The organism is Meiothermus sp. (assembly GCF_025056915.1).
GTDB lineage: Bacteria > Deinococcota > Deinococci > Deinococcales > Thermaceae > Meiothermus.
Genome location: NZ_JANWVH010000089.1, coordinates 1 through 11,162, shown reverse-complemented (window position 1 = coordinate 11,162; position 11,162 = coordinate 1). Strand labels below are relative to the sequence as shown.

10 protein-coding genes are annotated in these 11,162 nt (G+C 60.0%); 6 read left to right on the top strand and 4 right to left on the bottom strand.

Annotation, left to right across the window (positions count from 1 at the left end; translation table 11 throughout):
• Positions 1-800, bottom strand: an 800-nt coding sequence (locus NZN28_RS12450) for an NAD(P)-binding domain-containing protein (RefSeq protein WP_295398665.1), incomplete at its 3' end; no start/stop codon positions are given.
• Positions 801-901: 101 nt separating this feature from the next.
• Between NZN28_RS12450 and NZN28_RS12445 the strand changes: the two genes are divergently transcribed.
• Positions 902-1,654 carry a TerC family protein gene (locus NZN28_RS12445; RefSeq protein ID WP_295398664.1) on the top strand — a complete coding sequence of 251 codons (753 nt, stop codon included), beginning with the start codon at positions 902-904 and terminating at the stop codon, positions 1,652-1,654.
• A 7-nt stretch (positions 1,655-1,661) separates the two neighbouring features.
• Here the strand turns inward: NZN28_RS12445 and NZN28_RS12440 are convergent, their stop codons facing one another.
• Positions 1,662-2,114 carry a MarR family transcriptional regulator gene (locus NZN28_RS12440; RefSeq protein ID WP_295398662.1) on the bottom strand — a complete coding sequence of 151 codons (453 nt, stop codon included), beginning with the start codon at positions 2,112-2,114 and terminating at the stop codon, positions 1,662-1,664.
• A gap of 100 nt (positions 2,115-2,214) precedes the next feature.
• On the opposite strand from NZN28_RS12440, the gene NZN28_RS12435 reads away from it, so the two are divergent.
• The 3 genes from NZN28_RS12435 (at position 2,215) to NZN28_RS12425 (ending at position 5,598) form a co-directional block, all read left to right on the top strand.
• Positions 2,215-3,441, top strand: coding sequence for an MFS transporter (locus NZN28_RS12435; RefSeq protein WP_295398660.1), 1,227 nt, complete (start codon positions 2,215-2,217; stop codon positions 3,439-3,441).
• Between the two features lie 7 nt (positions 3,442-3,448).
• On the top strand, positions 3,449-4,840 hold the full coding sequence (fumC, locus tag NZN28_RS12430) for a class II fumarate hydratase (RefSeq protein WP_295398658.1): 1,392 nt from the start codon (positions 3,449-3,451) through the stop codon (positions 4,838-4,840).
• Positions 4,841-4,992: 152 nt separating this feature from the next.
• Positions 4,993-5,598, top strand: coding sequence for a superoxide dismutase (locus tag NZN28_RS12425; RefSeq protein WP_295398656.1), 606 nt, complete (start codon positions 4,993-4,995; stop codon positions 5,596-5,598).
• Between the two features lie 60 nt (positions 5,599-5,658).
• On the opposite strand, the gene NZN28_RS12420 is transcribed toward NZN28_RS12425, so the two are convergent.
• Both NZN28_RS12420 and NZN28_RS12415 read right to left on the bottom strand, forming a co-directional pair.
• Positions 5,659-6,987, bottom strand: coding sequence for an Ig-like domain-containing protein (locus NZN28_RS12420; protein ID WP_295398654.1), 1,329 nt, complete (start codon positions 6,985-6,987; stop codon positions 5,659-5,661).
• Positions 6,988-7,116: 129 nt separating this feature from the next.
• Complete coding sequence (locus tag NZN28_RS12415) at positions 7,117-7,383, bottom strand: hypothetical protein (protein ID WP_295398653.1); 267 nt, start codon at positions 7,381-7,383, stop codon at positions 7,117-7,119.
• A gap of 183 nt (positions 7,384-7,566) precedes the next feature.
• Between NZN28_RS12415 and NZN28_RS12410 the strand changes: the two genes are divergently transcribed.
• Positions 7,567-8,589 carry an aspartate-semialdehyde dehydrogenase gene (locus NZN28_RS12410; RefSeq protein WP_295398651.1) on the top strand — a complete coding sequence of 341 codons (1,023 nt, stop codon included), beginning with the start codon at positions 7,567-7,569 and terminating at the stop codon, positions 8,587-8,589.
• 179 nt (positions 8,590-8,768) lie between these two features.
• Positions 8,769-10,577 carry a VWA domain-containing protein gene (locus NZN28_RS12405; protein ID WP_295398650.1) on the top strand — a complete coding sequence of 603 codons (1,809 nt, stop codon included), beginning with the start codon at positions 8,769-8,771 and terminating at the stop codon, positions 10,575-10,577.
• Positions 10,578-11,162 lie beyond the last annotated feature (585 nt).

The following is an 11,162-nucleotide window of genomic DNA, read 5'->3' as shown; positions in this document are numbered from 1 at the left end:
GCGCGCAGCAGGGCATCTACGGCGCGGTAGCCGATGTGGACGAGAACAAAATCGGCGGGAAGCCGCTGAACGGTGGTTATCCCGGAGGGGGGTTCTCCGACCTCGAGCACCACTTCTCGCGGAGTAATCTCCAGGACTTTTGCGTTCAGCATGAGCCTTATCGCGCCCTCCTTCACGCGGTTGTCGAAGTCGGGCTTGAGCCAGTACTTGACCCTGGGGCGAATTTCCGGCGCACGGTGCACCACCGTGACCCGTGCCCCGGCGCGGTAGAGCTCGAGGGCCGCCTCCACCGCGCTGTTGGAGCCGCCCACCACCACCACCTGCTGCTGCCAGTAGGGCAGGGTTTCCTCCAGGCCATAGCGCACATGGGGCAACGCCTCGCCGGGCACGCCCAAGCGGTTGGGGTTATCGTAGTAACCGGTGGCGACCAGTACATACCTCGAGCGAAGCGCGCCCTCGCCCGCGCGGTCGCGGTAGATGACTTTGAAAGCGCCCTGCTCAGGGCACAGGCGGGTGACCTCGGTGTAGGTGCGGATGTCCAGGGCCTCGTTTTCGGCCACCCGACGGTAGTACTGCAGGGCCTCGCGGCGGGTGGGCTTGGGGCTAAGCGAGGGAAATGGATGTCCCCCAATCTCGATGTTTCGGGCCTCACTGAAAAACACGGTTTCTCTGGGCCAGCGGTAGAGGGTATTGACGATGGTTCCTTTCTCCAGCACCACCGCTTGCAGGCCCGCGCGCCTGGCCTCGATGGCGGCGGCAAGCCCCACCGGCCCCGCACCCACGATGATTAGGTCCCACATGCCTCCTATGCTACAAGCAGGGCTCGAGGCAGAATGTTCCTGCATCCGGCCCAGGCCCCCGCCTACCCAGATGGGCCGCCATTCACTAAGCTTGTATCCGTATGGATTGGATTGGCAACCCCGAAATATGGACTGCGCTCATCACGCTCACGGTGCTCGAGGTCGTGCTGGGGGTGGACAACGTGATCTTTATCTCGATTCTGGCGGCCAAACTGCCCAAAGAGCAGCAGGACCGCGCCCGCCGAACCGGTCTTCTGCTGGCCGCAGGGATGCGGCTTTTGTTTTTGCTGGCCATCGGCTGGATTATGAGCCTCAAAGCCACGCTCTTCACGGTGCTGGGGCAGGACATCTCCGGCAAGGACATTGTGCTGATGCTGGGCGGGCTTTTCCTCATTTACAAGGCCACCAAGGAGATTCACGAGAAGCTCGAGGGCGAGGAGGGCCACGCCAGCGCCCGCGTTGCCCCCACCTTTGCCGCAGTAATTGGCCAGATTCTGCTGCTGGACTTTGTCTTCTCCATTGACTCGGTCATCACCGCAGTGGGCATGACCCCATACGTGCCGGTGATGATGGCTTCGGTGATCATTGCCGTAGGCATCATGCTCTTAGCCTCCAAAAGCATTTACGAGTTCGTGAACCGCCACCCAGCGGTTAAGATGCTGGCGCTTTCGTTCTTGCTGCTCATTGGGGTCAGCCTGGTGGCCGAGGGCTTAGGCCAGAAGATTCCCAAAGGCTACATCTACTTCGCCATCGCCTTTGCAGTCTTTACCGAGTGGCTCAACATCCGCGCCGGAAGCCGCACCAAGGCCCAGCCGGTGCGGCTCCACCAGCCCTACGAGCAGCCGCGGGAGTAGCTCGTTGTTAACCTTGGGCACGTCTGGCCTCGAGCTCCTCCAGCACCGTGTTCACGGCTCCGAGGAGAAGTCGAATTTTTTCATCTGGAACACCCAAGAGCGCCCTGGCCATCAGCTCGAGCGCTTCCTGGTCGAACCTCTGGGTGAGTGTGCGGCCCTGAGGGCTTAGCTGCACCTGCTTCTCGCGGCGGTTGGCCGGGTTTTCGGAGCGCTCGAGCAGTCCCTGCTGCACCATGCGTTCCACCATCTGGCTGGCTGCCGCCTTGGAGAGCCCGGTGCGCGCGGCAATCTCGGAAACCTTGAGCGGCCCGCTCCCGCTGAGTTCGTAGAGCGTGTTTATTTCCCGCAGGGTGAGGCCATGAATCTGGGCCATCTCGGTCATCTGTCCGGTCCAGTCGGCAAAGGCCACCTCGCTCAGCCGCCACAGGGCCTGGGCCAACGCCTGCCGAAGATCATCCACTCCCCTATCATAGGCTAAAAGAGGAAATGGTTCGACAGGGCATTATTTACGGCATACCAAACAGTTTGACATATCGAACTTTTGTGGCTAGAGTGGGGTCATGACGCGCTCCGGTCTGCCGGTTGTACTGGCCATCCTGTTCGTGGACGTTGCGGGCGAGGGGTTGGTCTACCCCATTACCCCCAGCTTCCTGCAGGCCCTGGGCGGGGGCACGGTGCAGGAGGCAGCTCGCCTCTACGGCTGGTCGCTGGCCCTCTACGCGGCGCTTACCCTGTTCTTTGCCCCGCTTTGGGGAATGCTCTCCGACCGCTTCGGGCGCCGGCCCATCCTGCTCCTCTCCATGGCGGGGGCGGCGCTGGGCAATCTCCTGACCGCGCTCGCGCCGGGCCTCGAGCTCTACTTCCTGGGGCGCATCGTTGCAGGGGCAACCAGCGCCAACCTGGTGGTGATCAACGCCTATCTGATCGACATCTCACCCCCTGAGCAGCGGGCCCGCAACTTCGGGCTGATGGGGGCCATTTTGGGAATCGGCTTCGTGATCGGGCCCGCAATGGGTGGCCTGGTGGGCGGTTGGGGCTTGCGAGCACCATTCTGGATGGTCGCAGGTTTCTCGGCCTTCACCTTCGCCCTGGCCCTGACGTTACTCCCCGAGTCGCTGAGGGCGGAAAACCGCAGGCAAAAACTGCACTGGCTCGAGGCCAACCCCTTCGGCGCGCTGGCCGCTCTAAGTCGGTACCCGCTGCTGCGCTGGCTGGCCTGGACAGTTCTTCTTAACCATCTGGCCGCCAATATGTTGGTGGCCGTCTGGGTGCCCTACGTAGCGTACCGCTATGGGTTTGGCCCCGCCGAGAACGGCCTCACCCTGGCCGCCTTCGGGCTGATGACCGCCCTGGGGCAGGGCCTGGTGGTGCCCTGGCTGGTGCCCAAGCTGGGAGAGCGGAGGGCCATTGTGCTGGGTCTGACCGTGAGTACGCTCAGCCTCGTGTTCTATGGCCTCGCCAGCGCCCCCTGGGTGCTCTTTGCGGTGCTCATGGTGGCTCCGCTGGGCGCGGTGGACGAGCCTGCGTTGCAAGCTCTAATCAGCCGTAACGCCCGTCCCGACGAGCAGGGGGCCGTGCAGGGCGCTTTGGCCACCATCAGCAGCCTGATGGGCATTGTGGGCCCAATCGGCGGAACCTACCTTTTCAGCCTCTTCTCAGGCCCAAAGGCGGTAGCAGAACTTCCCGGCGCCCCCTTCTTCGCTGGGGCCTTGTGTGTGGCGCTGGGCCTGGGGATTGCCCACCTCGCCCTGGGGCGCTTCTCCTCGCCGACCGAGTCGGTAAAATAGCCATGTCATGAGCTACCGAATCGAAACCGACACCATGGGCCAGATGCAGGTTGAGGCAAGCCGCTACTGGGGTGCCCAGACCCAGCGCTCCATCCAGAATTTCCCGATTGGCCAGGAGCGCTTTAAGATGCCCCGCTCCATCATTCGGGCTATGGGCATCCTGAAAAAGGGCGCCGCGCTGGCCAATGCCGACCTGGGCGAGCTACCTCGGGAAAAAGCCGACCTGATTGTCCGGGCCGCCGACGAGGTCATCGCCGGCAAGCTCGATGACCACTTCCCACTGGTGGTTTTCCAAACCGGCTCGGGCACCCAGACCAACATGAACGCCAACGAGGTCATCGCCAACCGGGCGATTGAGCTAGCGGGTGGGGTGCTGGGCTCCAAAAAACCCATCCACCCCAACGACGACGTCAACCGGGGCCAGTCCTCCAACGACACCTTCCCCACCGCCATGCACATTGCGGTGGTGGAGGAGTTGCACCGCCATCTGTATCCCAATGTGCAAAAGCTGCGCGATACCCTAGCGGCCAAAGCTGAGGCCTACAAGGACGTGGTCAAGGTGGGACGAACCCACCTGCAAGACGCCACCCCCATCACCTTAGGCCAGGAGATTGGCAGCTGGGTGGCCCAGATTGACTACTGCCTGGCCGAGGTGCGCCATGCCGAGCAGGGCCTCTATGAGCTGGCCATTGGCGGAACCGCGGTGGGCACCGGCCTCAACGCCCATCCCAAGTTTGGCGACCTGGCCGCCTCGTACTTTGCCAAGGAAACCGGTTTTCCCTTCGTTTCGGCCAAGAACAAGTTTGCGGCCCTCGCCGCCCACGATGCCCTGGTGACCACCAGCGCGGCCTTGCGCACCCTGGCCGGCGCTTTGATGAAGATGGCCAACGATGTGCGGTGGCTGGCCTCGGGGCCCCGCAACGGCATCGGTGAAATCATCATTCCGGAAAACGAGCCGGGTAGCTCCATCATGCCCGGCAAGGTTAACCCTACTCAGTCTGAAGCCCTGACCATGGTGGCGGTGCAGGTCTTTGGCAACGATGCCGCGGTGGCTTTTGCAGGCTCACAGGGCAACTTCCAGCTCAACGTCTACAAGCCGGTGATGGTGTACAACGTGCTCACCAGCATTCAGCTGCTGGGCGATGCCTGCGCCTCTTTCAACGACCACTGCGCGGTGGGCATCGAGCCCAACCTGCCCAAAATCCAGCACAACCTGTCCATCAACCTGATGCAGGTGACCGCCCTCAACCGCCACATCGGCTACGACAAGGCTGCCGCCATTGCCAAGAAAGCCCATAAGGAAGGTACCAGCCTGAAGGAAGCCGCCCTGGCGCTGGGCTACCTGACCGAGGAGGAGTTCGACCGCTGGGTGGTGCCCCTCGAGATGACCCACAACTAAAGGCGTGGGGATAGACCTCACCGGCATGAAGCGAAAAACACCGGTTCGTTGCGCTGGGCAATCGGCTTTTGCTTTCAACCCTGGGCTTTTGAGTCCTTAGTCACAGCTTTACGCCACGGCTGGGGCGTAAAGTACAACGCGGAGGATGAACTATGAGCTATCCGTTCAAACTGCCCGACCTCGGTTATGCCAAGGATGCCCTCGAGCCCCACATCGACGCGCAAACCATGGAAATCCACCACGGCAAGCACCACGGGGCCTACGTGAACAACCTGAATGCGGCCCTGGAAAAGCACCCGGAGCTTCATAGCTGGAGCCTCGAGGAGCTGCTCACCAAGATTGCCCAGGTACCCGAAGACATCCGCACCGCCGTGCGCAACAACGGCGGCGGCCACCACAACCACACCCTCTTCTGGGACATCCTGACCCCCGGCGGCGCCAAGGAGCCCACCGGCAAGCTGGCCGAGGCCATCAACGCCACCTTCGGCTCCTTCGAGGAACTCAAAAACAAGATGACCCAGGCCGGCCTGACCCGATTTGGTTCTGGCTGGAGCTGGCTGGTCAAGGACAAAGACGGCAAGCTCCACGTCTACAGCACCGCCAACCAGGACTCTCCCCTGATGGAAGGCCACACTCCCCTCCTGGGCATTGACGTGTGGGAACACGCCTACTACCTCAAATACCAGAACCGCCGCCCGGACTATCTGGCGGCGATCTGGAATGTGATCAACTGGGACAGGGTAGCCAGTCGGTTCTAGCCAAAACTGGTAGCCCAAAGGCCGGGATCACCCGGCCTTTTCGCTTGAACAGAATAGCCCTCAGGGCACCAGATAGCGCACCACCAGCTGGTTCTGGTTGGAAGCAACGCCCGCATTTGAAAAGAATGCAAGATCCGCCGCTCCATCTGCGTCAGTGTTACGAGCAAAGCGCAGGCGATACTGCGAGCGGTTGCCACGGGCGGCACGGTTGGTCCAATCCTCCCGCACGGCTGCCAGTGCGTCGGCTTCCTTGTAGCCATTGTCGCTAGGACACCCGGTTAATAGACTACAACCCACTATAGTCAGACCCCGCAACGTATTGGTATCGAAGTCGGAGTCTTGCAGCGAGGGCCCGTAGTTTACATGCTGAACTAACAAGTCATTGCAAAAAAGAATCGGGATAGGGCCACCGCTGGAAGTGCAGTCTTCTAAGTCGGCATATGGGGTTCCACTGGTTGCACTTTGGTACGCCCGCAGGGTAGCAGAAAGGATGTTGGCAGATTCCAGTGTGGAAGCAAGCACCGAGAGATCGAAGGTGAGGAAACCCCGGTAGGTAGCGTTGGCAGCCGTTCCACTATCCCCCACACACAGTCCCACACAAAGTGTTTGGTCGTTTACCTCCCCATCGCTCCGCACCCAACCCGAGATGTTGGTAGCGTTGAGAGTCTGGGTGATATCGCGCATGGTTTTGAAGCTAAAAGTGGCGGGTGCTAGTTGATTGCCGGCAATGTCGGTGGCGGTGTTGGTCAGGTTGAAGGTGTAGGTGAGGGCCACGACACTGGTGGTGGTTCCGGTAGCGTACGCAAGGTCTGTGTTAGGGTTGACGGTGAGTACGGTTCCCTCCGTATTCCAGCTAAACGTCACGTCGGCTGGCCGGATCCCATTGGAGCTCGACTGGTAGGCGGCCTGGGTGGCGGCCTGGTTCATGCGTTCACTAAAGGTGATTACGATATTGACATCCTTGAGCACTCCTGTGGCGTTGTTGGCGGGCGAAACACTCACGATGGTGGGCGGGGTGGTATCGGGAATAGAAATGTTTACCGTCACCGTGACCGGAGCGCTGGTCTCATTGTTCCCAGCGGCATCAAAGGCTTTGGCAGTGTAGGTTTTTGTTCCGTTATCCGCTGCGGTCAGGGCCACATCCTGGGTATAAGGAGCAGTGGTATCTTCACCGAGTTTGGTGGCGCCGTCGTAAAACTCTACTTTGGTTACGCCTACATTGTCGCTGGCGGATGCGGTAAGGGTGATGTTGCCTGCAGCGGTGACATTGTTGCTGGAGACGGTCAAGCTAACCGTAGGCTTGCTGGTGTCTGCGCCACCCCCTCCCCCCCCGCAGGCTGCCAGAAAAGCAATCAAACCCCCAAAGGTAACCCGTAAAGCCGTTCGCATAGATACCTCCTAGCGCGTTGAATCGGTAGCGCCAAGCAAAAGCTACCAAGCACAGCGTTATAACGCCGTTACAGATTTGAGGGTGCTGCCAATTGGCTTTTTTTATTACCCAGACCACACATCGGTTGTTCAGGAAGCGCTGTGCAAGAGGGGGTGGTCATTGCTGGGCCGGGTCTCGCAGGAGTTTCTCGGTTTCAGGCAGATGGGCTTGGCCCCGTTTTTCACCCGAGGCCCATGCCCTGGCATAAAGCGGTTCTTGGCCCTGAGATGGGCCAGGGCGGCCAGGGAGGAGGCCGTATGACCGTATTCCTTGCGGTCTTGCCAGGGTGCTATCCGCTCGAACGTTGAGAAGCAGTCGCTGGGGTAAGGCATGACCGGCTGAAGGACTTCGGGCATGGGGCAGGATTTTGACAGAACCGGTTATTATCCTCGATTTGCGTTTGACATTTACGTGAGTTGACGTTATTGTTTCCTCAGATGGTTTGGTATACCACTACCACCACATAGGCGACAGCTCCCTCGAGCTGTCGCCCTGACCTGCCTGCCCCGGCGGGTTTTTTGTTTCCTAAAGGAGCTCTCATGAGGATTGGAATCGTTGGTGCAACCGGAGCTGTAGGCAAAGAACTGCTGAGTGTACTGGAAAAACGCGACTTCCCCGTTTCTGAGCTGCGGCTTTATGCTTCGGCGCGTTCGGCGGGCAAAAGCCTGAAGTTTCGTGGTCGGGAAATAGGCATCGAGGCGCTGCCCGAAACCCCCCTGCCGGTGGACGTGGTGCTGGCCAGTGCAGGGGGGGCTATCTCCAAGCAGTATGCTCCCATCTGGGCAAAGCAATCGGTGGTCATAGACAACTCCTCGGCCTTCCGCTACGACCCCGAGGTGCCCCTGATTGTGCCGGAAATCAACGCGCACGCCATCCGGGGCCACAAAAACATCATCGCCAACCCCAACTGCACCACCGCCATTCTGGTCATGGCGCTTTATCCCCTTCACAAGGCTTTTGGGGCCAAGAGGGTCATCGTCAGCACCTACCAGAGCTCGTCGGGAGCGGGCGCAAGCGGCATGGAGGAATTGTTGCATGGAACCCGGCAATTTCTGGCCGGCCAGCCGGTTGAACATAAAACCTTCGCCCATCCACTGCCGTTCAACGTGATTCCCCACATCGATGCCTTTCAGGAAAACGGATACACCAAAGAAGAGATGAAGGTGCTGTGGGAAACCCAAAAAATCATGGAGAACCCGCATATCAGGGTTTCCTGTACGGCAGTGCGGGTTCCGACCCTGCGCGTACACTCCGAGGCGGTCACGGTGGAATTTGAACGCCCGGTCAGCCCTGAGGCGGCTCGGGAAGTGCTCAGGGCTGCTCCTGGAGTAGACCTGGTGGATGACCCAGCCAACAAACGGTACCCCTTGCCGCTCACCGCAACCGGAAAGTTCAACGTGGAAGTCGGGCGTATTCGCAAGAACCTGGTTTTCGATAACGGTCTGGACTTTTTTGTGGCAGGGGATCAGTTGCTCAAAGGCGCAGCCCTGAACGCGGTGCAGATTGCGGAGCTGCTGCAAAAGCCGGTTGCCGGCTCGAGCCCGCTAAACAGCCATTCGTAAAAGCCCAAGGGTTTTTGCGGCGATTAGAATCGAGGGCCGACCCGTCCCAACGCTACTTCAACCGACCTCCGGGGAGTAGCGCAGGCCCTCGCCACCCTGTCCACAAAAAGCGCAGTCCCTGCGCCCCAACAGTCAACCAATGCTCCCCTTTGAGTTCAAACTGCACTACACTTAGAGTTGTGCGAAACCTGGCGCAGGTTTTGGTTGCCATCGGCTTCATTGGCGCGCTGGTTCTTTTCTTTTTGTTTTATCCTACGCAAACTGTCGAAGTTCTGATATGGACCTCGGGCGAGAAGCAGAATGTGCTGAAACCTGCCCTGGAGGCGTTCAACAAACAGCGGAAGACGGTGCTGGTTGGCTCCCGCCGCTACACTGTGCAGGCCAAAAGCGTGACCGTCAACTCGGGGGAGATGTACACCCACCTGGTGCGTAAATTCAACCAGGGTGTGGCCTTCCCGGAGCGCACCGGGGGCGACCCCACGGTGGTCTCACCCTCGACCTCGGACTGGCTGGCCCAGGTGAACCTGGACACCCGCCGCCAGGTGTTCGACTTCGCCGAGATGCCCTCCATTGTGCGTACGCCGGTGGTGATTTTCACCTTCCGCGAGATGGCCGAGTGCCTGGGCTGGCCGGCTAAGCCCGTCGGCTGGTCGGACATTATTGCCCTCAAGGAACGCCCCCAAGGCTGGGCCTCTTGCTCTACCGCCAAGGCCGAATGGGGGCGCAAGCCCAGGGTGGCCTTTACCGACCCGGCGGTTAGCTCCACGGCCCGCTCAACTTTGCAGCTTCTGTACCAGGCGGCTGCCGGAAAGTCGGGTTCCAACCTCACCCTGGAGGATGTGCGCTCGGCCAAGACGCAAAACTACGTGCGGCGTTTCCAGGCCACGGTTGACCACTACTACCCCGAAACCCTCAAGCTCCAGACCAAAATTTTCCAGGGGCCGCGTTTTGTGCACTTTGCCCCGCTGGAGGAATACAACCTGCCCTGGCTTTACCAGGGGCGGGTCAACGCCGAGAGCGTGCCGGGGGGCAAGGTGGTGCAGCGTCCCATCACCGAGGCCGGCTACGAGGTGGTGGCGCTTTACCCCAAGGAAGGCACGGTCTGGCACGACAACCCTTTTGCCATTCCCAACGCCGACTGGGTTACCCCGCAAAAGCGGGCGGCGGCTCAGGTAGTGAAGGAGTATCTCCTGAGCGAACCGGTGCAGAAGCAGTTCATGGCCTGGGGTTTCCGTCCTGGGGCCAACTTGCCGTTTGCCGATGTGCTGGGCCCGGCCCTGGGCATCAACCCCAGTGAGCCTAAAAAGCTGCTGGGCCGACTCAAGCCCGAGGTGGCCCGGGCCATTCAAAACAGCTGGGAGGATGTGAAAAAGCCCGGCGTGGCGGTTTTGGTGCTGGACACCTCGGGTTCCATGTCGGGGGATCGCATTCAACAGGCCAAAGAAGGAGCCAAACGCTTTTTAGATCGAGCGGCACCGGGCACCCATGTGGGGCTGGTCACCTTTGCCAGTAGTGTGCAGGTGCGGGTTCCGATAGGCCCTCTGAATAAGACCCGGTTTGCCATTGTGGAGGCCATAGATTCCCTCACGGCCAGGGGTAACACCGCCATGTACGAAGCCATCAAGCGGGGTCTGGAACTGGCCGATGCCTACGAGGGGGTCTCGAGGGAGGCCATCCGGGGCGTGGTTTTGCTCTCGGACGGCATCGCCAACGCCGGTTCGGTGGGCATCTCGGGGCTGCTCAAGCTGACCGACCGTCAGGAGCGGGAAGTGCGGCTCGAGTTCCCCGAGAGCGCTGAGCTAAGGAACCTCGTGGCTGCGGGCCTGGCCTTTACCCCCCGGCACAACGTCCACGTCTTCAGCGTAGGGGTGGGCGAGGCAGACTGGGAGGCATTGCGTTTGGTAGCCGAGGGCACCGGCGGGGTGGTGGTACGGGCCGATGAAAACGGGCTGGGACCGGTGCTCGAGCGGTTCTCCAAGTATTTCTAAAAACCAACCCGAACAGGCATCCTTTAGGCCGCTTTTGCAGTGTCTTTTTGTTTGCTCGAAACAACAGACGCTTTTAGTTAGTGGAACGGTTATTGAGTCGAATACCGGGCCATTTTGTAGAGAATACCTTGGAGCTACATGAACCTCTCCTGGCAAAAAAGGCCTGGGTTATTTGTCACAACTATTTCAAGTGTCTGTGATAGCCTTCAAAAAGGCTGTATTAATTTTGCGTTAACTGTGGATTGATACGCCACTAAAGCTCGCACGGCTGGAGTTGCTGTGAGACTCGAGCCAGGCGGGTTGCAGTAGGGTGTGGATATCTCAAGATTCATCCCCTGCTGGGCTGGAGGAATTCTATGGAATACCATAAAAACCAGTTCATTTCTATCAACCAACTCAAATACCGCTCAATACAAATTGGCTTCAGGATACATCGGCATTCCTGCTCTAAATCGCTCCAGTAACCCAGTGAGCGATGGGCTGCTCCAACGGAGTCCGATTTCCGTGATTGTCAACAGGCCCTTACAGAGTGGCCAGGGGATGGCCCGGTGGATTCTGCTTCAGAGGCCGCTCCTGATGCTAGAG

What these genes read in the sequence shown, in the direction of transcription:
- NZN28_RS12435 (WP_295398660.1), top strand. Translation starts at nt 2,215, where the DNA reads ATGACGCGCTCCGGTCTGCCGGTTGTACTGGCCATCCTGTTCGTGGAC.
- NZN28_RS12410 (WP_295398651.1), top strand. Translation starts at nt 7,567, where the DNA reads ATGAGGATTGGAATCGTTGGTGCAACCGGAGCTGTAGGCAAAGAACTG.
- fumC (WP_295398658.1), top strand. Translation starts at nt 3,449, where the DNA reads ATGAGCTACCGAATCGAAACCGACACCATGGGCCAGATGCAGGTTGAG.
- NZN28_RS12445 (WP_295398664.1), top strand. Translation starts at nt 902, where the DNA reads ATGGATTGGATTGGCAACCCCGAAATATGGACTGCGCTCATCACGCTC.
- NZN28_RS12425 (WP_295398656.1), top strand. Translation starts at nt 4,993, where the DNA reads ATGAGCTATCCGTTCAAACTGCCCGACCTCGGTTATGCCAAGGATGCC.
- NZN28_RS12420 (WP_295398654.1), bottom strand. Translation starts at nt 6,987, where the DNA reads ATGCGAACGGCTTTACGGGTTACCTTTGGGGGTTTGATTGCTTTTCTG.
- NZN28_RS12415 (WP_295398653.1), bottom strand. Translation starts at nt 7,383, where the DNA reads ATGCCCGAAGTCCTTCAGCCGGTCATGCCTTACCCCAGCGACTGCTTC.